Origin of the sequence: Streptomyces sp. (assembly GCF_019510245.1) — a bacterium.
Classification (GTDB): domain Bacteria; phylum Actinomycetota; class Actinomycetes; order Streptomycetales; family Streptomycetaceae; genus Streptomyces.
The window spans coordinates 55,443-76,809 of the sequence record NZ_JAEKKT010000154.1; the positions used below are offsets into that span (position 1 = coordinate 55,443).

Here is a 21,367-nt window from a genome sequence, read left to right on the forward strand (position 1 = left end):
GGGGCGGGGCGCGACCGGGTCAGGCCCGGGGCTCGATGACCGTCACGCCCGCCGCCGGTGCCCGGTCCATCGCGGCCAGGGCCGCCGGGGCCGCGTCCAGGGTGATCGTCGAGGTGACCAGGAGGTCGGGGCGCAGGGCGCCGGCGCGGACCAGTTCGAGCATGGCGGGGTAGGTGTGGGCCGCCATGCCGTGACTGCCGAGGAGCTCCAGCTCCAGGGCGATCGCGCGGGCCAGCGGCACGGGGGTGTTGCCGTCCGGGGACGGCAGCAGACCCACCTGGACATGGCGGCCGCGACGGCGCAGGGAGTTGACCGAGGCGGCCGAGGTGGCCGGCGAGCCGAGGGCGTCCAGGGAGAGGTGGGCGCCGCCGGAGGTCAGGTCGCGGACCGCCGCCGCGGGGTCCCCGGAGTCCGCCGCGTCCACGGCGTGGACCGCGCCGAACTTCCTTGCCAGGTCGAGGGCCTGGGGCGACACGTCGACCGCCGCCACCCGCGCCCCGGATGCCGCCGCGATCATCACCGCCGACAGGCCCACGCCCCCGCAGCCGTACACCGCCACCCACTCCCCCGCCGCGACCCTGCCCTGCTGCACCACGGCCCGGAAGGCGGTGGCGAAGCGGCAGCCCAGGGAGGCGGCGGTGGCGTACGACATGCCGTCCGGGATCGCCACCAGGTTCACGTCGGCGTGGTCCAGCGCCACGTACTGGGCGAAGGAGCCCCAGTGCGTGAAACCGGGCTGGGTCTGGCGTTCGCAGACCTGCTGGTCGCCGGCCGCGCAGGACGGGCAGCTGCCGCAGGCGCAGACGAAGGGGACGGTGACCCGGTCGCCGGGGTGCCAGGCGGTCACCCCGGCGCCGACCTCCTCGACGACCCCGGCCAGCTCGTGGCCGGGGACGTGCGGGAGGGTGATGTCCGGGTCGTGGCCCTGCCAGCCGTGCCAGTCGCTGCGGCAGAGGCCGGTGGCCTCCACGCGGACGACCACTCCGTGGGGGGCCGGGTGGGGGTCGGGGACGTCCCGTACCTCGGCGAGGGTGGCGTAGTGGTCGAAGACGACGGCTCGCATCGCGCGTGCTCCTTTCGGGGGCTGCGCGAAGGGTAAGCGCTCCGCTGGGAGTGCCGTGATGGGCGGCGTGCCGACTGCCGACTGCCGACTGCCGACTGCGGCGCCGTCGTGGCTGGTCGCGCAGTTCCCCGCGCCCCTTTGGGGCGCGTTTGGCTCAGGCGCGTCCGACGGGGGCCGCGTCCGGGCGGGGCGCGATTGGCTCAGGCGCGTCCGACGGGGGCCGCGTCCGGGCGGGGCGCGATTGGCTCAGGTGCGTCCGATCGGAGCCGCGTCCGGGCGGGGCGCGATTGGCTCAGGTGCGTCCGACGGGGGCTTCTGGGGTTCGCTCTCGCTCAGGCCGAAGCGGGCGTGGAAGCGGCGTAGGGGGGTCGGTGACCACCAGGTGGCCTTGCCCGTCAGGCGCATGATGGCCGGGACCAGGAGGCTGCGGACGACCATCGCGTCCATCAGGACGGCCAGGGCGATGCCGAGGCCCAGCATCTTGGTGTTGGTGACCCGGGAGGTGCCGATCGCCACCATCACCACCGCCAGGATGATCGCCGCCGCCGTGATCAGGCCTCCGGTGCGCTGCAGGCCGAGGCGGACCGCCCGCTCGTGGTCGCCGGTCCTGTCGTACTCCTCCTTGATGCGGGAGAGCAGGAACACCCCGTAGTCCATCGAGAGGCCGAAGGCCACGCAGAACATCAGCACCGGGAGTGTGGTCTCGATCGAGCCGGGGCTGGTGAAGCCCAGCAGGTTCGAGAGGTGGCCGTCCTGGAAGACCCAGACCACCGCGCCGAACATCGCCGTGAGGCTGAGCGCGTTGAGCAGGACCGCCTGCAGGGGGATGAGGACGCTGCCGGTGAGGAGGAAGACCAGCAGCAGGGTGACGATCGCTATGATCGCCGCCGCCCAGGGCAGGCGCTGTGCGATGGCGTGCTTGGAGTCGACCAGGACCGCCGCCGTGCCGGTCACCTTCGTGTCGAAGGGGGTGTGCAGCGCGCGCACCTCACCCACCAGGCGCTGGGCGCCGTCGTCCACCGACTCGCCCTTCGGCTGCACCGTGAAGTAGGCCGCGTCCCCCTTGACCAGGGGACCGGTCACCCCGGCCACCTCCGGCAGGGACGCCACCCGCTTCCTGTACGCCGTGTACTGCGCCCGGGTGGCCCCGCCCTCGGCCAGGACTTCGAGGTCGCCGCCGGGGTTGCCCGGGAAGCCGTCCCGGATGTGCTGCTGGACGACGTGGGACTCGGCGCCGGCAGGGAGCTGGCGGTCGTCGGCGGTGCCGAACTTCACGCCGAGGAACGGCAGTCCGAGGACGATCAGGAAGGCCGTGGTGGCGACGGCGAAGAGCGGGGCGCGGCGCATCACCAGGGTCGCGGCGCGGGCCCAGGCCGTGCCCTCGGCGCCCGAGGGCCGGGCTTTCCGGCCCCTGCGGAACAGCCGCCGCAGGTCCAGCGCGTTGACCCGGTCGCCCAGCAGGATCAGCGCCGCCGGGAGCAGGATCAGGGCGGCCGCCGCGGCCAGCAGGACCACCGCTATGCCGGCATAGGCGAACGAGCGGAGGAAGTACTGGGGGAAGACGAGCATCGCCGCCAGGGAGACGGCCACCGTCAGGGCCGAGAACAGCACGGTGCGGCCCGCGGTGCGCAGTGTCGTGCCGACCGCCGTCAGCGGGTCGGCACCCGTGGCCAGTTCCTCGCGGAAACGGCGGACGATGAAGAGGGCGTAGTCGATGGCCAGGCCGAGGCCGAGGGCCGTGGTCAGGTTCATCGCGAAGACCGAGACGTCCGTGAAGGACGTGATGCCGCGCAGGACCGCGTTCGTGCCGAGGATGGCGACGATGCCGATGCCCAGCGGGAGCAGGGCCGCGATCGCGCTGCCGAAGACCATCACCAGCAGGACCAGGGTGACGGGCAGGGCGATCAGCTCGGCGCGGGCCAGGTCCTCCTTGATGATCGTCTGCATGTCGCTGCGGACCGCCACCATGCCGCCGACCTTCACCGTCACCGGTCCGTGCGCGCCCCGGTAGTGCGGGGCGATGCGGTCCAGGGTGTCGGCCGCCGCCTTCTCGTCACCGGTGATGCGGGCCGCGATCAGGGCCTCGTGGCCGTCCTCTGCGCGCAGGGACGGTGACCCGGTCTGCCAGTACGAGCCGACACCCATGACGCCCTTCTCGCCGGACAGCCGGGTGGCGAGGGCCTTCGCCTCGGCCGCCACCGCCGGGCTGTCCACCGAGCCGCCCCGCGCGTCCACCAGGAGGAGCAGGTTGGGCTGGGAGTCCGGGAACTCGCGCTCCAGCGCCTTCGTCGCGTACGTCGACTCGGCGGCCGGGTCCTCCCAGCCGCCGCTGCCCAGCCGGTCGGCGACCCCGCTGCCGGCCAGCACGGCGAGCGCGGTGATCACCAGGGCGAGCAGCAGGGAGAGCCGGGGGCGGGCGGTCACGAACCTGGTCCAGCCTCCCGGGCGGGCCCCGCTCCCGGGCTCCGAGGGCTTGCTGACTTCGGTCATCCTGCGGTGTCCCCTTCACCGTGACCACTGCCTGCCGGTACGCATCCGCTTCGTGCACAGGGCAGCATGGGTCGGCCATTGCCTTTTAGACTGGCAAACACGAGTCGTCGCTCGCGTTCCATCAGAATGCGAGCGACCGCTCGTGTTTGTCAATCGCGTTCGAAGAGCTGGGGATAACGCGTGCCCGACAAGCCCGACATGCCAGAGCAGCCCGGCGACACGGCCCCGGGCAAGGAGCAGCCGCGCCGGCGGCAGGCCCGCGGCGAGCGGCGCATCCAGCAGCTGCTCGAAGCCGCCGCCTCGGTCTTCTGCACCACGGGCTACACGGCCGCCAGCACCAACGCCATCGCCCGCGAGGCCGGTGTCTCCCCCGGCACGCTCTACCAGTTCTTCCCGAACAAGGAGGCGATCGCGGTCGAGCTCGGCGGCCGGCTCATGCACGACCTGCGGAACACCTACGGCGAGGCGCTCGCGCCGATCGACCCCGGCACCTCGCTGACGGACGCGGTCAACGCCACCGTGGACCGCCTCACCGCCTTCAACACCGAGCACCCCGTGTTCTTCGCGCTGATGCACGGCCCCGACGTGCCCGGCGGGATCACCGAGGCCCACGACGCGCTGCACAGCAACCTGCTCGGCCGCATCGAGGGCCTGCTCGCCTCGCTCCTGCCGCCCGGCACCGACCAGGCCCACATCACACGTACGGCACATGTCAGCCTCGGCATCTACAAGTCGGGGCTGGAGCTGGTGCTCAGCCACGAGGGCGCCGAGCGCGAGGCGTACATCCAGGAGATCAAGAACGTCCTCACCCGCTACCTGGAACCCCTGGTCGGCGACCGGCTCGGCCGCACCGCCGACTGATCCGCCGACCGCGACCCGCCGGCCGACCCGTCGCCCCCACGGCACATCCCCGTCCCCGCACACCCCCGGACCGCCACCCCCTCGAACTTCCCGAACTGCAACAAACGGCACACCTGCCTAAAGTGCGGATAAATCGCGCCGATCCCGAGCCGACGAGCGCCACCCGCACCCGCAGGAGCACAAGGGGGACCCGCCGTGACCCACTCGCCGCCGCCCGGCCGCCCGCAGGCCCGGATCCCCGGTCCGCAGCAGCCGCCACCGCCGTACCCCCGTATCGGCGCCGGCCTGTGGAAGCGCTGCCTCGGCGGCGGGTTCGCCCTGTGGGCGCTGACCGCGGCGGTCACGTACGCGACGAAGAACACCACCCTGCTGCCGACCCTGATCCTGCTCGGCAGCTTCCTGGTCCCGGTCGTGTTCGTGCTGTGGGCGTACGAGCGGCACGGCCGCGACCTCGGGGTGAGCGCGATCCTCGGCTGCTTCCTGACCGGCGGCACGCTCGGGGTGCTGGGCGCCTCGGTGATGGAGTCCTACCTCGTCCGCCCCTCCTGGGGGATGTTCGTCTGCGTCGGCCTGATCGAGGAGGCGGTGAAGCTCGGCGCGCTGGTGTTCGTGCTGCGCCGGCTGCCCGGGATCCGGGGCATGCGGGCCGGGCTGGTGCTCGGCGCCGCCGTCGGCTTCGGCTTCGCGGCCCTGGAGAGCGCCGGGTACGCGTTCAACGCGGCCGTCTCCACCGAGGGCATCGACCTGCGCGCGCTGATCGAGACGGAGATCCTGCGCGGAGTGCTGGCCCCCTTCGGGCACGGCCTGTGGACGGCGGTCACCGGCGGCGTGCTGCTCTCCTTCCGCCGCCCGAACGGCCGCTTCCGGGTCACCGCCCCGGTCGTCTCCGCCTGCCTCGGGGTCGCGCTGCTGCACGCCCTGTGGGACTCCACGCACGGGATCGCGGTCTGGCTGGTGGCCCACCTGGCGGACACCGGCCCGGACCGGCAGCTGTTCGCCGAGGGGTACATCCCGCGCCCCAGTGCGGCACAGGAGCACCTCTTCGCGGTGTTCTCGGTCGGTCTGCTGGTACTCGTCTCATTGCTCGGGGTCGCCTGGGTCCTCTCCCTGGCGCGCCGGGGCGCCTCTTGGAGAAATACCCCCTAGGGGTATAGTGTGACGACAGTGGGGTTCTCTCGCGGGCCCCATCGGCCCCACACGCCTCGACGAGGAGAACGCCATGACCACCCAGACCGACACCCCGGGCTCCGTGACCGCCGTCTACAAGGTGACCGGCATGAGCTGCGGACACTGCGAGGGGTCCGTCTCCGCCGAGATCTCCGGACTGCCCGGCGTCACCTCGGTGACGGCCGTCGCGGCCAGCGGCGAGGTCACGGTCGTCTCCGCGGCCCCGCTCGACGAGGAGGCGGTCCGCGCCGCCGTCGACGAGGCGGGCTTCGAACTCGCCGGCCGCGTCTGAGAGCCCGCACGGCAAACACCCCCAGCAGTACGAGCAGCACGTACGACGGAAACGTATCTCTCCGCCGGGCCGTGCCGACCAGCTGATACTGGCTCCGCGCGGTCCGGTCCGTTGTCTGGAGTCCGGACATGACGACCAGCACCACCACCAGCACCGCACAGACACCGATAGCCCCGCCGCGCCCGGCCGGCGAGTCCGAGGTCGAGCTGCTCATCGGCGGCATGACCTGCGCCTCCTGCGCCGCCCGGGTCGAGAAGAAGCTCAACCGCATGGACGGCGTCACCGCCACCGTGAACTACGCGACCGAGAAGGCGAAGGTCACATACCCCCAGGGGGTTCAGGTCGCGGACCTGATCGCCACGGTCGTGAAGACGGGGTACACCGCCGAGGAACCCGCACCTCCGGAGCCGGAACAGGAACAGGAGGCCGAGCGGGATCCCGAGCTCGCCGCCCTGCGCCACCGTCTCCTGGTCTCCGCCCTGCTCGCCGCCCCGGTGGTGCTGCTCGCGATGGTCCCGGCGCTGCAGTTCGACAACTGGCAGTGGCTGTCGCTGACGCTCGCCGCTCCGGTGGTCGTCTGGGGTGGCTGGCAGTTTCACCGCGCCGCCTGGACCAACGCCCGGCACGGTGCCGCCACCATGGACACCCTGGTCTCGGTCGGCACGCTGGCCGCGTTCGGCTGGTCGCTGTGGGCGCTGTTCTTCGGCGACGCGGGCATGCCGGGCATGCACGACGAGTTCCGCTTCACCGTGTCCCGGATGGACAGCGCGTCCACGATCTACCTGGAGGTCGCCTCCGGGGTCGTCGCGCTGATCCTGCTCGGCCGCTACCTGGAGGCACGCTCCAAGCGGCGCGCGGGCGCGGCCCTGCGGGCGCTGATGGAGCTGGGCGCCCGGGACGTGGCGGTGCTGCGGGACGGACGTGAGGTGCGGGTCCCGGTGGCGTCACTGGCGGTCGGTGACCGGTTCGTCGTACGGCCCGGGGAGAAGGTCGCCACCGACGGGACCGTGGTCGAGGGGGCGTCCGCGGTGGACGCGTCGATGCTGACCGGCGAGTCCGTGCCGGTGGACGTGACCGTCGGCGACGCCGTCACGGGCGCGACCGTCAACGCGGGCGGGCGGCTGGTCGTCGAGGCGACCCGGGTCGGCGCCGACACGCAGCTCGCGCGGATGGCAAGGCTGGTGGAGGACGCGCAGAACGGCAAGGCCGAGGTGCAGCGGCTCGCCGACCGGATCTCCGCCGTCTTCGTCCCGGTCGTCATCCTGATCGCGCTCGGCACCTTCGGGGTCTGGCTGGGCGTCACCGGGGACACGGCCGCCGCGTTCACGGCCGCCGTCGCCGTCCTGATCATCGCCTGCCCGTGCGCCCTGGGCCTGGCCACGCCGACCGCGCTGATGGTCGGCACCGGGCGGGGTGCGCAGCTCGGCATCCTCATCAAGGGCCCGGAGGTCCTGGAGTCCACGCGCCGGGTCGACACCGTCGTCCTCGACAAGACCGGGACGGTGACCACCGGGCGGATGAGCCTCCAGGACGTGTACGTCGCCGAGGACGGCGGGGAGGACGCGGACGAGGTGCTGCGGCTGGCGGGCGCCCTCGAACACGCCTCCGAGCACCCGGTCGCCAGGGCGATCGCCGCGGCGGCGGCCGAGCGAAGCGAGATGGGGGTCCCCCCGGCCGAAGGCTGGGGGAGGGTGGGGGCGCTGCCCGCGGTCGAGCACTTCGAGAACGTCCCCGGGCGAGGCGTACGCGGGCGCGTGGACGGCCGCGAGGTGGCCGTGGGGCGCCTCTTCGACGCCGTACCGCAGGAGTTGGCCCTGGCCCGCTCCCGGGCCGAGCAGGAGGGCCGTACGGCCGTCCTGGTCGGCTGGGACGGACGGGCACGAGGTGTCCTCGCCGTCGCCGACGCGGTCAAGGAGACCAGCGCCGAGGCGGTCCGGAAGTTGCGCGCGCTCGGGCTGACGCCGGTGCTGCTGACCGGGGACAACCGGGCGGTGGCCGAATCGGTCGCCCGGGCGGTCGGCATCGGCGAGGTCGTCGCCGAGGTGCTGCCCGAGGACAAGGTGGACGTCGTACGACGACTGCAGCGCGAGGGGCGGACGGTCGCCATGGTGGGCGACGGCGTCAACGACGCGGCGGCGCTGGCCACCGCCGATCTGGGGCTGGCGATGGGCACCGGGACGGACGCGGCCATCGAGGCCGGCGACCTGACCCTGGTGCGCGGGGACCTGCGGGTGGCGGCGGACGCGATCCGGCTGTCCCGGCGGACCCTCGCCACCATCAAGGGCAACCTCGTGTGGGCCTTCGGCTACAACGTGGCCGCGCTCCCCCTTGCTGCCGCCGGGCTCCTGAACCCTATGATCGCGGCGGCCGCGATGGCCTTCTCGTCGGTCTTCGTGGTGACCAACAGCCTGCGGCTGCGCACCTTCCGCTGAAGTTACCGGCGGTTCGGCACCGTGGATGTCGGAGTCCCCCTAGAGTCCAACGCGCACCTCACATAAGCTCTTCACAAGGCTCGCGCATCATCCTTACGCTTGAGCTCCGATCACCGTATCGGGGCTCTTGCGCATCTATCGGACAGATGCAAGAGACGCAGATCACAGTGATGTGAACGTAACCATCGAAGGGGTTCGACGGTCTAAGTTGGCGGTGTCAGAGATGCGTCTTGGGGGGCGCTGACCTGGCATCTGGGGATGTCTTGGGGGACTTCCTCAGAGATGCGTTGCCGGGGCACGTACGACGGGAAGCTTTGAGCGGCCCTCCCGTGCCGTACGGGTCCCGGCAGATCGCACCGCATCACTGGATGGAGTACGGCGAGTTCTGCTCGTTGTGCTCGAAGCAGCGATTCAGGCGCTGCCGCACCGAGCGCCCGGCCGGATCCCGTGGGGGGAATCCGCACCGGGACACGGGAAGGCGCCCTGGTCGCCGGCCCGTGGGGGGACCGGCGCTCCAGGGCGCCTTCTGCTAGGCCCGTATGGCCGCTAGCGCGTTCAGCGCTCCTCGACCGGCACGAAGTCGCGCTCGACGACGCCCGTGTAGATCTGGCGCGGACGGCCGATGCGGGAGCCCGGCTCCTTGATCATTTCCTGCCACTGGGCGATCCAGCCGGGCAGCCGGCCGAGGGCGAACAGGACCGTGAACATCTCGGTCGGGAAGCCCATGGCGCGGTAGATCAGGCCGGTGTAGAAGTCGACGTTCGGGTAGAGGTTGCGCGAGACGAAGTAGTCGTCGGAGAGCGCGTGCTCCTCCAGCTTCAGCGCGATGTCCAGCAGCTCGTCGGACTTGCCGAGGGCCGAGAGGACGTCGTGCGCCGCCGACTTGATGATCTTGGCGCGCGGGTCGAAGGACTTGTAGACCCGGTGGCCGAAGCCCATCAGGCGGACGCCGTCCTCCTTGTTCTTCACCTTGGTGATGAAGGAGTCGACGTCGCCGCCGTTGGCCTGGATGCCCTCCAGCATCTCCAGGACGGACTGGTTGGCACCGCCGTGCAGGGGGCCCCAGAGCGCGGAGATGCCGGCGGAGATCGACGCGAACATGTTCGCCTGCGACGAGCCGACCAGGCGGACCGTCGAGGTCGAGCAGTTCTGCTCGTGGTCCGCGTGCAGGATCAGCAGCTTGTCCAGGGCCGAGACGACGACCGGGTCGAGCTCGTAGTCCTGCGCCGGCACCGAGAACGTCATCCGCAGGAAGTTCTCCACGTAGGAGAGGTCGTTGCGCGGGTAGACGAACGGGTGGCCGACCGACTTCTTGTACGCGTACGCGGCGATGGTCGGAAGCTTGGCGAGCAGGCGGATGGTGGAGAGGTCGCGCTGCTTCGCGTCGAACGGGTTGTGGCTGTCCTGGTAGAACGTGGACAGCGCGGAGACCACCGACGACAGCATGGCCATCGGGTGGGCGTCACGCGGGAAGCCCCGGTAGAAGTTCTTGACGTCCTCGTGCAGGAGCGTGTGCCGCGTGATCTCGTTCTTGAACGTGGTGAGCTCGTCCACGGTCGGCAGCTCACCGTTGATCAGCAGGTAGGCCACCTCCAGGAAGGTGGAGCGCTCCGCCAGCTGCTCGATCGGGTATCCGCGGTAGCGGAGGATGCCCGCCTCGCCGTCGAGGTAGGTGATGGCGGATTTATAGGCAGCGGTGTTGCCGTAGCCGCTGTCCAGGGTCACGAGACCGGTCTGGGCGCGGAGCTTCCCGATGTCGAAGCCCTTGTCGCCGACGGTGCTGTCGACCACCGGGTAGGTGTACTCGCCGTCGCCGTACCGCAGTACTACAGAGTTGTCGCTCACGTCTTCCCTCACCGACGTAGTGCCTCATCTTCGAGGTGCCCTGACTGTCTCTACCATCCCCCATTTGGCTCAGGAGAGTGCACTCGGGGTCGACCGTTGGGCCTATCGGCGGCACTCAGTGCCGCCAACCTGCTCATCCTGCCCCCTTGTCCCGCCATCTGGAAGAGCTCTGTGACCTTCACGACTCATTTGATCGATCATTTTTCCGGAGATCGCTCCGGCCGAGCCGGAAGTCCAGTGCCGTACAGCGCCTGCCTGCCGACACGGTGCGCACCGCCTGGCCGATCGCCTTGCGCGAACCGACGAGGACGACCAGTTTCCTGGCCCGGGTGACCGCCGTGTAGAGCAGGTTCCGCTGGAGCATCATCCAGGCCCCGGTGGTGACCGGGATCACCACCGCGGGATATTCACTCCCCTGTGAACGGTGAATGGTCACCGCGTAGGCATGCGCCAGTTCGTCCAGTTCGTCGAATTCGTACGGCACCTCTTCATCTTCGTCCGTCAGCACGGTGAGGCGCTGGTCGACCGGGTCGAGCGCGGTGACCACGCCCACCGTGCCGTTGAAGACGCCGTTCTCGCCCTTCTCGTAGTTGTTGCGGATCTGCGTGACCTTGTCGCCGACCCGGAACACCCGCCCGCCGAACCGCTTCTCGGGCAGGTCGGGGCGGGCCGGAGTGATGACCTGCTGCAGCAGACCGTTGAGCGCGCCCGCGCCGGCCGGGCCCCGGTGCATGGGCGTGAGGACCTGCACGTCCCGCCGCGGGTCGAGCCCGAACCTGGCCGGAACCCGCCGGGCGGCGACGTCGACGGCGAGCTTGCCGGCCTCCTCCGTCTCGTCCTCCACGAAGAGGAAGAAGTCCTTCATGCCGTCGGTGACGGGGTGCTGCCCCGCGTTGATCCGGTGCGCGTTGATGACCACGCCGGACTGCTGGGCCTGCCGGAACACGCGCGTGAGGCGCACCGCCGGGATCGGACCGCCCTCGGCGAGCAGGTCCCGCAGCACCTCCCCCGCCCCGACGCTGGGCAGTTGGTCCACATCCCCCACGAAGAGGAGGTGCGCACCCGGCGGTACGGCCTTGACCAGCTTGTTGGCGAGGAGCAGATCGAGCATGGACGCCTCGTCCACCACCACCAGGTCGGCGTCGAGCGGCCGGTCCCGGTCGTAGGCCGCGTCCCCGCCCGGCTTCAGCTCCAGCAGCCGGTGGACGGTCGACGCCTCGGCCCCGGTCAGCTCGGCGAGCCGCTTGGCCGCACGGCCGGTGGGGGCGGCGAGCACCACCTTCGCCTTCTTCGCCCGCGCCAGCTCCACGATCGACCGGACGGTGAACGACTTGCCGCAGCCGGGCCCGCCGGTGAGCACCGCCACCTTCTCCGTCAGCGCCAGCCTGACGGCGGCCTCCTGCTCGGGGGCGAGCTCGACGCCGGTACGGTCCTTCAGCCAGGCGAGCGCCTTGTCCCAGGCGACGTCCCTGAACGACGGCATCCGGTCCTCGTCCGTGCGCAGCAGGCGCAGGAGCTGCGAGGCGAGGGCGACCTCGGCCCGGTGGAAGGGGACCAGGTAGACGGCGGTGACGGGGTCCGCGTCGGGAGCGGGGCCCGGGAGCTTCTCCCGTACGACACCGGGGTCCTCCCCGTCCTCGGGCTGGGCCGCCAGCTCGGCGAGGCACTCGATGACGAGGCCGGTGTCGACCTGGAGCAGCTTGACCGCGTCCGCGATGAGCCGCTCCTCGGGGAGATAGCAGTGCCCCTGGTCGGCCGACTGCGACAGCGCGTACTGCAGCCCGGCCTTCACCCGATCCGGACTGTCGTGCGGGATCCCCACCGACTGGGCGATCTTGTCGGCGGTGAGGAACCCGATGCCCCACACGTCGGCCGCGAGCCGGTACGGCTGGTTCTTCACGACGGAGATCGACGCGTCGCCGTACTTCTTGTAGATCCGCACGGCGATCGACGTCGACACCTCGACGGTCTGGAGGAAGAGCATGACCTCCTTGATCGCCTTCTGCTCCTCCCAGGCGTCGGCGATCTTCTTCGTCCGCTTCGGGCCGAGACCGGGCACCTCGACCAGCCGCTTCGGCTCCTCCTCGATGATCCTCAGGGTGTCCACGCCGAAGTGCTGGGTGATCCGGTCCGCGAAGACCGGCCCGATCCCCTTGACGAGCCCCGACCCCAGATAGCGCCGCATCCCCTGCACCGTGGCCGGCAGCACGGTCGTGTAGTTCTCGACGGTGAACTGCTTGCCGTACTGGGGATGCGACCCCCAACGGCCCTCCATCCGCAGCGACTCCCCCACCTGGGCGCCGAGCAGCGCACCGACGACCGTGAGCAGATCACCGGCACCTCTGCCGGTGTCGACCCGCGCGACCGTGTACCCGTTCTCCTCGTTCGCGTACGTGATCCGCTCAAGCACGCCTTCGACGGTGGCGAGCCGTCGTTCGCCTGTGGGGGTTCCCGCCTGGTCAGCCATGATCCGACGGTACAGGTGGGGTCTGACAGTCCGGGGCGGGGTGTGGATTTCAGGGCGCCGAGAAGACGCAACCCCGGCGGTGGCGCCACGCGTCATGATGCCGGGAGGTGCGCCATGCGACGGTTCCGACCGGGTGAGATCGCTGTCCGGCGTGACGTGTTCCGCCGGAAGGTGTGGAGCGCACACGCGTTCCATGTCGTCGAGGACAGCACCGAGGCACTTGTCGTGGGCTGCCGGCCGGGCGCTGACGTGCTGGCCCCGACGACCTGGATCGAGTGGCTGCTGACCAGAGACGAGGAAGCCAGGATCAGGGCTCTGCCGGGCCTGGCCGACGGCAGCTGGCGGCTCGGCCGCTGGTCGTGGCGCGACACGGCACATCTGCAATGGGTCCCGCCGGACACATGGTTCAGCGTGAACGCGTTCTACGACGTCTCGGACGGCCACCGGCTGACGCACTGGTACGTCAACTTCCAGCGGCCCGTGCGGCGCACGGCCCTCGGCTTCGACACCTTCGACCTCCTCCTGGACCTGGTGGTGGCACCCGACCTGTCCCGGTGGGACTGGAAGGACGAGGACGAGTACGCCCACGGCCGACGGCTCGGCGTGGTGAGCGAGGCGGATCACCGGGCTGTCGAGCAGGCCCGCGGGCAGGCGGTGGCCGTGATCCAGGAGCATGGCGGGCCGTTCGCCGCGGAGGCGAACTGGCGGACCTGGCGCCCCGATCCCGACCGGCCGGCTCCGTCACTGCCCGCCGACGCCCCGACATTCGGTCTCGACCGGGCCCTATGATCACTCCGCCCCGGCGTCCGCCGCGGCGAAGGGCACCTCCGAGACAGGCCGAAGACGATGACGAGCGCCGCCCGCACGGCTCCCCGGTTCCTCGCCCGCTCCGCGCAGGCGCTGACGGCGGCGGCGGCCGTGGCGGACGTGTTCCGCGCGGTGGCCCTCCGGGACCACTACCTGCACCCCACGGATGCGTCCCTGCACAGGTCCGGCCTCATCTCCATGGCCTTCGCCTACCTGATGACCCTCGCGACCGTGCTGTTCCTCGTGTGGCTCGCCCGTTCCCGGCGCAACGCCCGCGAGTTGGCCCCCGAGGCCGCGGTCCCGAGTACGGGCTGGATGATCGGCGCCTGGTTCATACCGGTGGTCAACCTCTTCGCCCCGCGCCGGGTCGTGCTCGACATCGGACGCGCCGGCTCCGCGTCCTGGCAGAAGCGGGAGACGACGCTGGTGAATCTGTGGTGGGCCGCCTGGGCCGCGCACGCGCTGGTGGCCTTGGTGGCCGGCCGAGTCGCCCCCGGCTCGATGCCCTGCCTCGTGGTGACGGAGACGCTCATGCTCGCGGCGGCCGTGCTGGCGGGGCTGGTCATCGAGCGCGTCACGGCGCTGCAGGGTACGGCGCCCGGCGTCCAGGTGAGCCTGCGTACTTGATCTCCGCAACAAAAGCGGCGAAGGCTCCCGCCGGGAAGGTGAGGGTGGCGCGGGTGGGGGCTTTGGAGTCGCGGACGGCTGTGTGGGTGGGGGTGGTGGCTATCTCGACGCAGTTGTTGCCGTCCCCCTCGCCGGAGTAGGACGACTTCCGCCAGTTGTCCATGGGGCCTCACAGCTCTTTCAGCAGCCGATTGATGAAGTCGCGCGACCGATCCGGTTCGAGCGATACGCCCTCCACTTTATGGAAGCGTGTTCGATAGGTGTTGAGCTGGGCCTCGGAATCAAGGAAGACCGAGCCATGGGGGGCGTCGCGCGAGACCGTGTCCAGCTTGGGCACGGGTCCGCCCACGTACGTCATCGTGCTTGACGCCACAGCGAAGTCATCCAGGTCAAAGGGGATGATCCGCAAGGTGATGCGATCCGATTCGGACAGCTCCAGGAGCCGGATGAGTTGAGCCCGCGCGGCGGCACGGTCACCGACCCGGATGCGCAGTGCAGCCTCGTGGAGCACGATCTCGTGCGGGAAGTCGACCTTGGTCTGGCGTGCCATTCGGTGGCTGACACGCAACTCAAGTTCCTCGCGTGTCAGTTCCGGGAGCCGGGACGAAAAGACCGCGCGAGCGTACTCCTCCGTCTGAAGCAGGCCCGGCACATACAAGATGGCCACATCTTTCTGGAACGCAGCATGGTGGTCGAGTTCCGACAGGTCCATGAACGAGGTGGGCAGGAGGCCCCGGTACTCCTCCCACCAGCCCTGCGTCCGATCAGTGGCCATTCCCACCAGGGCCTCGATGAACTCCACATCCGTACATGCGTAATGGGACGCCAGTCGGCGCACCCGTTCCTCGCTCACGCCCGTGAGACCCAGCTCGATATGACTGATCTGGACCCTGTTCGCTCCGAGAAGGGCGGCCGCCTGCGCACCGGTCAAGCCGGCCGCCTCTCGGAGCCTGCGCAGCTCAACTCCCAGGCGCACCTGACGAGCTGTCGGCTCACGCCTCTGGACCATGAGTTGCTCTCCTCTTTCGGGGGCCGATCTCCCGATCAGCTTGCCACGGGTAATAAGTTACCCCTACCGTCAGTGACGCAATGCACACGCAGCGGAAGTGCACCGCCCCGTCCTGCCGCGACGGGTGCGGCAACGCCACCGTGCGTGGAAGTCCCTCACCACCACCGGAGTTGATGACGCATGCCCGAAGGCTGGGAGTACACGCTCACCATCCCCAACGACCTCCGCGCCGTCACCGTCAGCCGTCACACGTTGAGGCTGGTCCTCACTGCGCATGGGCTCGCCCACTTCCTCGACGTCGCCGAACTCCTCGCCACGGAGCTGGTGTCCAACGCCGTACGGCATACGAAAGGCCCCGCCGCACTGCGTATCCGATGGGCGCCGCCCGGCACCCTCCGGATCGGCGCGTGGGACGCGGACCCCGAACCGCCCGAGCCACCGGTGCCGTTGGAGCGGCTCGGGGAGGTGGAGGAGGGGCGGGGGCTGGCGCTGGTGCGGGCCTGTTCGGATCTGTGGGGCTGGCAGCCGCTGTCGAGGTTCGGTAATCGGGGGAAGTACGTGTGGTGCGAGTTGGCCGCTGCGTAGGCACACGAGGGCCCGTAAGGTCACCGGCATGTCTATACGTCTCCGTATGCGTCAAGCGCTGCCCGAAGCGATGCGTGCCCGTGACAAGGTCGCGGTGAGTGCCCTGCGCGCGACCCTCGCCGCACTGGACAACGCCGAGGCGGTGCCCGTGGGCGAGACGGAGCTGCGGGGCCTGGCCCTGGAGGCGTCGCCGGTCGGCGCCGGGGCCACCGAGGCGGCCCGGCGTGAGCTGAACGAGCGCGACGTGGTGCGTGTCGTACGGGCGGAGGCAGACGAACGGCTGGAGGCCGCGGCGCAGTTGACCGCGCCGGCGCACGCCGACCGGGCCGAGCGGCTGCGCGCGGAGGCCGCCGTGCTGCTTCGCTTCGTCGACGGGACCGCACGGGACTGCTGAGCACTCGCGGAGGGACGTACGACGATCGTGTCGACGTCGATCCGCGCGGTGATCCCGGACTTGCCGGACGGGCGGCGAGGCCCCGTAGGCTGAGCCCCCGTCCGCACCGTCAGGGGGAATAGTGACCAGTAGGTTCACGGAGTTGGTCGTCGACTGCCACGATCCCGAGCGGCTCGCGGCCTTCTGGTGCGCGGTCCTGGACTTCAAGGTGATCGACCGGAGCGAGGGCAAGGTCGAGATCGGCTCCTGGGTACCGACCGTCGAGGAGGTCCGGGCCCGCCAGATGCCGCCCACCCTGCTGTTCATCCAGGTGCCCGAGGGCAAGACCGTGAAGAACCGGCTCCACCTCGACGTCAGCCCGGTCGACGGCAGCACCGACGACGAGGTGGCCAGGCTGCTCGGCCTCGGCGCCGCCAAGGTGGACGTGGGCCAGGGACCAGACCGGAACTGGGTGGTCATGGCCGATCCTGAGGGCAACGAGTTCGACGTTGTGCGCACCCTGGCACCGTCGAACTAGTTTCTTACTTACAGAGCTTGACGGTTCGCCGGATGGCGCCCCCTGCTCCTGGGGCTGAGAGCGCCCCGACGTTGTGTGTCTTGCGATTCCGGCGACGGCTCAATCCGGTGGCCGCCTCCTTCGCAACGTCCCGGACCGGATGAAGATGCCGAGCTCGGAGATGCGCAGGGATGACCAGTCAGCTGTTCGCGATCTGTTTCAACGCCGACCGGGCCGTCGGATCTGGCGCGGTTCTGGTCCGGGGTCCTGGGCTGGGAACTTGGCGACGGTCCGGACGGCGACGCCGCGATCCTGCCCCCTGACGCCGCCGGGTTCCGCATCCGTTTCCTATCGGGCCAGGAGCCGAAGACCGGGCAGAACCGGGCGCACTTCGACCCGACGAGCACCTCCCCGGAGGAGCAGCGGCGGACGGTGGCGAGGGCGCTGGCGCTCGGCGGGAGAGACATCGACGTGGGACAGCTCCCGGAAGAGGGGCATGTCGTGCTCGCCGATCCGGACGGCAACGAGTTCTGCGTCATCGAGGCGGGCAACACGTTCCTCGCCGACACCGGCTTCATCGGAGCGCTGGCCTGCGACGGTACGCAGGAGGTGGGCTACCGGAATTCATTCGCACTGCATCGGCCTTAAGGCCGGTGGTGAAGCGAATCTGATGGTGGCGATGGGGGGCGTCGCGGACTCAGGTCCGGCGGAGCGGGACATCGCAGTACTTCGCCTGCGGGCGGAGCGTTGGAGGGCCGGTCCCGGCGGAGCCGGGGGTACTCACACCGGCCGGTTCTGCTGTTCGATGTACTGCCCGACCGCGGAGAGCGGGGCGCCGCCAACGGTTCCGGCGAAGTAGGACCCGGACCTGAGTTTGTTGGCCCGTCAGTAGTGGCGCACCAGATCGGGGAACTCATGGCGTAGACAGCAGGAGGAGACGCCCTTGAGGGAGTTGACCAGTTTGGTCACGGGCGACCTTGGGCGGGAAGTCCACCCGCAGGTGGACGTGGTTGTTCCCTCCGTTGAACTCCAACAGGTCGCAATCGAAGTCCGTGCACACCGACCGCATGATCTCCCCCATGCGTCTCAAGTGGGCACCGGTGAACACCTTGTGCCTGAACTCGGTGACGAAGAGCAAGTGCACATGCATCAGGAAAGCACAGTGACGACCAGTTCTGGTCTCCTGCATCTCACCCATAACCCAGGTACGTAGGGTGACGGCCATGCAGCTCAGGTACAGCTTCCGCCTGTACCCGGACAACGGCCAGAAGACCTCGTTGGCCAAGGCGTTCGGGTGCGCCCGCGTCGTGTTCAACGACGCGGTCCGCGCCCGCGAGGACGCCCGCGCCGCGGGACAGTCACCGCCGACGGCAGGTCAACTGTCCACCCGTCTGATCACGGAGGCGAAACGGACGCCGGAGCGGTCCTGGCTGGCTGAGGTGTCCGTGGTGGTGCTCCAGCAGTCCCTGCGGGACGCCGAGACCGCGTACCGCAACTTCTTCGCCTCCCTCAAGGGAACCCGCAAGGGACCGAAGGTGGGCCTACCCCGCTTCAAGTCCCGCAAGGACGCCCGGCAGTCGGTCCGGTTCACCGCCAACGCCCGCTGGAACATCACCCCCGGCGGCCGCCTGAACCTGCCGAAGGTCGGTGCGGTCAAGGTGAAATGGTCCCGCACGCTGCCCGCCGCCCCCACCTCCGTCACCGTCGTCAAGGACCCGGCCGGCCGGTATTTCGCCTCCTTCGTCATCGACACCGACCCCGCCGCCGACCGGGCGCGGATGCTGGAGACCGACCGCACCATCGGCATCGACCTCGGCCTCACCCACTTTGCCGTCCTGTCCGACGGCACGAAGATCGCCTCCCCGCGCTTTTTGCGGCGCGCGGAGAAGAAACTGAAGAAGGCCCAGCGGGAGCTGTCCCGCAAGCAGAAGGGATCGAAGAACCGGGCCAAATCCCGCCTCAAGGTCGCCCGCGCCCACGCCAAGGTCACCGACGCGCGCCGTGAGTTCCACCACCGGCTCTCCACGAAGCTGATCTCCGAGAACCAGGGGATCGCCGTGGAGGATCTGTCGGTGAAGGCGCTGGCCAGCACGAGGCTGGCCAAGTCCGTGCACGACGCAGGATGGGCATCCTTCCTCAGCATGCTGCAGTACAAGGCAGAACGGTACGGCCGCACCCTGGTCAGGATCGGCAGGTTCGAGCCGACCTCCCAGACCTGCTCCACCTGCGGCGCCAAGGACGGGCCCAAACCCCTGAACGTCCGGGATTGGACCTGCAGCGCCTGCGGCGCCACCCACGACCGGGACCACAACGCCGCGATCAACGTCAAACAGGCCGCCGGACTGGCGGTATCGGCCTGCGGAGCGCCGGTAAGACCAGGAGTAATCCCGGCACAGCGCGAAGAAACAGGAAGCCACGGATTCCCGACCGAACCCCGTGCCGCGTAGCGGCACAGGATCAAGTCGAGAAGGCCAGAATCCTCAGGCGTCAACCCGAGGAGCAAGTCAATTCTGGAGCGAGGCGCTGCGGTGGCCGCTGGTCTGGGAAAAGGACCAGGAGACGGCGATCCAGTCGCCGGACGGCGGTACGAAGCTCACGTGGGGTGGGCCGCCGGTGCCGCCGAAGACGGGTCCGAACAGGCTCTTCTTCGAGCTGGGGGTTCCCGCAGGTGCCGACGGGGAGGCAGAGATCGGCCCCCTGGTCTCGCTGGGCGCGACACGCACGAACAGCGGCGATGGCGACGGCGACGGCCTGCTGATGCTCGACCCCGACGGCAACGAGTTCCGTGTGCGGAGAACTCGCTAGCGGGACTCGGGCCGCCGGCCGCGCCCAGGTGAGCCGAGCGTAAAACCCCGGTCGTTCCGGTGGCGGGAAATCGCCGGGGCGGTGATGGTGGGCGGCGGGGAACTTTTTCGCGCGCAGGGAGAGCTGGAGATGCCCGAAGTCACTACTCCGTACCCGACCGGCACCCCGTGCTGGGTCGATCTGATGGCGCAGGACCAGCAGGCCGCGCTGGACTTCTACCGTGACCTGTTCGGCTGGCAGGGCGAGGTCGGCGGGGCCGACTTCGGCGGGTACGCGGTCTGCACGCTGCACGGCAAGCCGGTGGCCGGCATCGGCTCGACCATGGCACCCGAAGGGCAGCCGGAGCCGCCGACCGTCTGGACCACCTACCTGGCCAGCACCGACGCACAGGCCACCCAGGACGCGATCGTCTCGGCGGGCGGCACCCTGATCGCCCCGGTGATGGACGTCGGCGGCATCGGCCGGATGCTGATCGCCGCCGATCCGCAGGGCGCGGTGTTCGGGGTGTGGCAGCCGGGCGACTTCCACGGCGCGGGGGTGGTCAACGAGCCGGGCGCGCTGATCTGGAACGAGCTGAACACCAGCGACGTACCCGGCGCCACCGGCTTCTACGGCGAGTCCTTCGGGATCGAGATCCAGCCGATGGAGGGCGCCGCCGGGAACTACTGGTCCCTGAACGTCGGCGGCCGGGGCGTCGGTGGCGCCGCCCAGCTCGGCGACGACCGCCCCGGCGTCCCGCCGCACTGGCTCACCTACTTCGCGGTCGACGACGTCGACTCCACCGTGGACGCCCTGGTCAAGCGCAACGGCACGGTGTTCCAACCGCCGTTCGAGATGATGGCCGGCCGCATGGCCGTGGTCGCCGACCCGCAGGGCGCGACCTTCGCGGTGTTCAAGCCGAAGCCGATGTGATCCGTGGACGGCAGAGCAGCACTTTGCCGTGAGCACCAGATCTTGGCCCCCTTCCGCTTTCCGTGACGCCCGGGATACCCCTGGGACGACCGGCGGTACGGAGAGCGGAAGGGGCTCGTGTCATGGGAACCGAAGAGGCCGGGCACGGCTGGTGGGTGGACGGGCGCTGCACGAACTGCGACGTGGCGCGGCAGCTCGCCCCGGGCCTCGTCGGGGAGGTGGCGGGGCGCTCGGCCGTGCTGCGGCAGCCGCGCGACGCGGCGGAGGCGGCGCGGTTACAGGCGGCGGCGCACGCCTGCCCCACCCGGTCCGTCCGGCCGCCGGGCGGGCGGCTGGACCCGGCCCGGGACCCGTTCCCGATGCCCCTGGAAGACGACACCGGCACCGGCACGAGCACCGGGACAGGTACCGGCATCGTGCTGCTGTGCGGGCACAACTCCCCGCACACCGCGGGCGCCAACTCCTACCTCCTGCGCCGCCCCGACGGCACGTCGATGATGGTCGACACCCCGCGCTGGAGCCCGGCGCTCGCCACCCGCTACGAGGCCCGGGGGCTCGTCACCGACGTACTCCTCACCCACCGCGACCACGCGGCGCACGGCCGCCGGTACGCCGACCGGTTCAGCGCCCGGCTCTGAATCCACGAGGGCGACCTCGAGGCCGCCCCGGACGCCGACCGGGTGCTGCGCGGCACCGAGCCGACCGTGATCGCCGACGGCGTCGTCGCCCTCCCCTTCCCCGGGCACACCCGGGGCAGCGTGCTCTACCTGGCCGACGACCGTTACTGCTTCAGCGGGGACAGCTTCTACTGGTCGCGTACGACGGCGGACATCGAGGTGGCCGACAGCGTCACCTGGTACTCGATCCGGGAGCTGGCCGCCTCGCTGAGCCGGGCCGCCACCGACCGGCTGCGCTTCGAATGGCTGCTGCCGGGCCACGGCGACCGCCGTCACCTCCCCCATGAGGAAATGGGCGCGCGACTGCGCGACTTGGCGTCCCGGTCTCGTGAACTACGGTCCCGCCCGGTGGACTTCGCCGCAGTGCGCTGGTGAGTCTTCCGCTCGCCCCCGCAACCCGCCTGTCACGTCCGGTGCCGTTCCCCGGCCCGCGGTGGT

Annotated in this window: 18 protein-coding genes and 3 pseudogenes; 14 read left to right on the forward strand and 7 right to left on the reverse strand. The window is 70.4% G+C overall.

From position 1 onward, the window contains the following. Nucleotides 1-19: 19 nt before the first annotated feature. Together JF597_RS28405 and JF597_RS28410 are read right to left on the reverse strand one after the other, a co-directional pair. A complete protein-coding gene (locus tag JF597_RS28405) occupies nucleotides 20-1,063 on the reverse strand; it encodes a zinc-dependent alcohol dehydrogenase family protein (protein ID WP_294002052.1) in 1,044 nt (347 codons plus the stop codon). 246 nt (nucleotides 1,064-1,309) lie between these two features. Beyond that, on the reverse strand, nucleotides 1,310-3,553 hold the full coding sequence (locus JF597_RS28410; RefSeq protein WP_294002053.1) for an MMPL family transporter: 2,244 nt from the start codon (nucleotides 3,551-3,553) through the stop codon (nucleotides 1,310-1,312). A gap of 198 nt (nucleotides 3,554-3,751) precedes the next feature. Here JF597_RS28410 and JF597_RS28415 point away from each other — a divergent pair, with 198 nt between their 5' ends. The 4 genes from JF597_RS28415 (at nucleotide 3,752) to JF597_RS28430 (ending at nucleotide 8,305) form a co-directional block, all read left to right on the forward strand. Next, nucleotides 3,752-4,414, forward strand: coding sequence for a TetR/AcrR family transcriptional regulator (locus JF597_RS28415; protein WP_294002055.1), 663 nt, complete (start codon nucleotides 3,752-3,754; stop codon nucleotides 4,412-4,414). A gap of 195 nt (nucleotides 4,415-4,609) precedes the next feature. Continuing rightward, nucleotides 4,610-5,560 carry a PrsW family intramembrane metalloprotease gene (locus JF597_RS28420; protein WP_294002056.1) on the forward strand — a complete coding sequence of 317 codons (951 nt, stop codon included), beginning with the start codon at nucleotides 4,610-4,612 and terminating at the stop codon, nucleotides 5,558-5,560. A 73-nt stretch (nucleotides 5,561-5,633) separates the two neighbouring features. Further along, the gene (locus JF597_RS28425; protein ID WP_294002058.1) at nucleotides 5,634-5,873 is read left to right on the forward strand and encodes a heavy-metal-associated domain-containing protein; all 240 of its coding nucleotides are present in this window, start codon (nucleotides 5,634-5,636) and stop codon (nucleotides 5,871-5,873) included. 128 nt (nucleotides 5,874-6,001) lie between these two features. Continuing rightward, nucleotides 6,002-8,305, forward strand: coding sequence for a heavy metal translocating P-type ATPase (locus JF597_RS28430; RefSeq protein ID WP_294002059.1), 2,304 nt, complete (start codon nucleotides 6,002-6,004; stop codon nucleotides 8,303-8,305). A 555-nt stretch (nucleotides 8,306-8,860) separates the two neighbouring features. On the opposite strand, the gene JF597_RS28435 is transcribed toward JF597_RS28430, so the two are convergent. After that, nucleotides 8,861-10,150 carry a citrate synthase gene (locus JF597_RS28435; protein ID WP_294002060.1) on the reverse strand — a complete coding sequence of 430 codons (1,290 nt, stop codon included), beginning with the start codon at nucleotides 10,148-10,150 and terminating at the stop codon, nucleotides 8,861-8,863. Nucleotides 10,151-10,328: 178 nt separating this feature from the next. Then, nucleotides 10,329-12,617: an ATP-dependent RecD-like DNA helicase gene (locus tag JF597_RS28440; protein ID WP_294002062.1), complete on the reverse strand. Its 2,289-nt coding sequence runs from the start codon at nucleotides 12,615-12,617 to the stop codon at nucleotides 10,329-10,331. A 114-nt stretch (nucleotides 12,618-12,731) separates the two neighbouring features. Here JF597_RS28440 and JF597_RS28445 point away from each other — a divergent pair, with 114 nt between their 5' ends. Both JF597_RS28445 and JF597_RS28450 read left to right on the forward strand, forming a co-directional pair. Then, nucleotides 12,732-13,406, forward strand: coding sequence for a DUF402 domain-containing protein (locus JF597_RS28445; protein ID WP_294002064.1), 675 nt, complete (start codon nucleotides 12,732-12,734; stop codon nucleotides 13,404-13,406). A 57-nt stretch (nucleotides 13,407-13,463) separates the two neighbouring features. Further along, complete coding sequence (locus tag JF597_RS28450) at nucleotides 13,464-14,051, forward strand: DUF4328 domain-containing protein (protein WP_294002066.1); 588 nt, start codon at nucleotides 13,464-13,466, stop codon at nucleotides 14,049-14,051. Here the strand turns inward: JF597_RS28450 and JF597_RS28455 are convergent. Both JF597_RS28455 and JF597_RS28460 read right to left on the reverse strand, forming a co-directional pair. Further along, complete coding sequence (locus JF597_RS28455; protein ID WP_294002068.1) at nucleotides 13,999-14,214, reverse strand: DUF397 domain-containing protein; 216 nt, start codon at nucleotides 14,212-14,214, stop codon at nucleotides 13,999-14,001. The genes JF597_RS28450 and JF597_RS28455 overlap by 53 nt on opposite strands. 6 nt (nucleotides 14,215-14,220) lie before the next feature. Then, nucleotides 14,221-15,060: a helix-turn-helix transcriptional regulator gene (locus JF597_RS28460; protein ID WP_294002070.1), complete on the reverse strand. Its 840-nt coding sequence runs from the start codon at nucleotides 15,058-15,060 to the stop codon at nucleotides 14,221-14,223. A gap of 180 nt (nucleotides 15,061-15,240) precedes the next feature. Between JF597_RS28460 and JF597_RS28465 the strand changes: the two genes are divergently transcribed. The 4 genes and pseudogenes from JF597_RS28465 to JF597_RS28480 form a co-directional block, all read left to right on the forward strand. Continuing rightward, nucleotides 15,241-15,645, forward strand: coding sequence for an ATP-binding protein (locus tag JF597_RS28465; protein ID WP_294002071.1), 405 nt, complete (start codon nucleotides 15,241-15,243; stop codon nucleotides 15,643-15,645). Between the two features lie 70 nt (nucleotides 15,646-15,715). Then, nucleotides 15,716-16,039: a hypothetical protein gene (locus tag JF597_RS28470; protein WP_294002117.1), complete on the forward strand. Its 324-nt coding sequence runs from the start codon at nucleotides 15,716-15,718 to the stop codon at nucleotides 16,037-16,039. Between the two features lie 121 nt (nucleotides 16,040-16,160). Beyond that, the gene (locus JF597_RS28475; RefSeq protein ID WP_294002072.1) at nucleotides 16,161-16,556 is read left to right on the forward strand and encodes a VOC family protein; all 396 of its coding nucleotides are present in this window, start codon (nucleotides 16,161-16,163) and stop codon (nucleotides 16,554-16,556) included. Nucleotides 16,557-16,726: 170 nt separating this feature from the next. Next, nucleotides 16,727-17,153: pseudogene (locus JF597_RS28480) on the forward strand (VOC family protein); the annotation flags it as partial. 162 nt (nucleotides 17,154-17,315) lie between these two features. On the opposite strand, the pseudogene tnpA reads toward JF597_RS28480, so the two are convergent. Next, nucleotides 17,316-17,733 (reverse strand): annotated as a pseudogene (gene tnpA / locus JF597_RS28485) (IS200/IS605 family transposase). Nucleotides 17,734-17,758: 25 nt separating this feature from the next. Here tnpA and JF597_RS28490 point away from each other — a divergent pair. The 4 genes and pseudogenes from JF597_RS28490 to JF597_RS28505 all read left to right on the forward strand — a co-directional run bounded on the left by JF597_RS28490 (nucleotide 17,759) and on the right by JF597_RS28505 (nucleotide 21,304). Continuing rightward, a complete protein-coding gene (locus JF597_RS28490; protein WP_294002073.1) occupies nucleotides 17,759-18,982 on the forward strand; it encodes an RNA-guided endonuclease TnpB family protein in 1,224 nt (407 codons plus the stop codon). Next, nucleotides 18,972-19,340 (forward strand): VOC family protein, encoded by a 369-nt coding sequence (locus JF597_RS28495; RefSeq protein ID WP_294002074.1) that lies wholly within the window; start codon nucleotides 18,972-18,974, stop codon nucleotides 19,338-19,340. The genes JF597_RS28490 and JF597_RS28495 overlap by 11 nt, the downstream gene beginning before the upstream one ends. Before the next feature lie 129 nt (nucleotides 19,341-19,469). Beyond that, complete coding sequence (locus tag JF597_RS28500; RefSeq protein ID WP_294002076.1) at nucleotides 19,470-20,252, forward strand: VOC family protein; 783 nt, start codon at nucleotides 19,470-19,472, stop codon at nucleotides 20,250-20,252. A 122-nt stretch (nucleotides 20,253-20,374) separates the two neighbouring features. Continuing rightward, nucleotides 20,375-21,304: pseudogene (locus JF597_RS28505) on the forward strand (ferredoxin). Nucleotides 21,305-21,367: the final 63 nt, after the last annotated feature.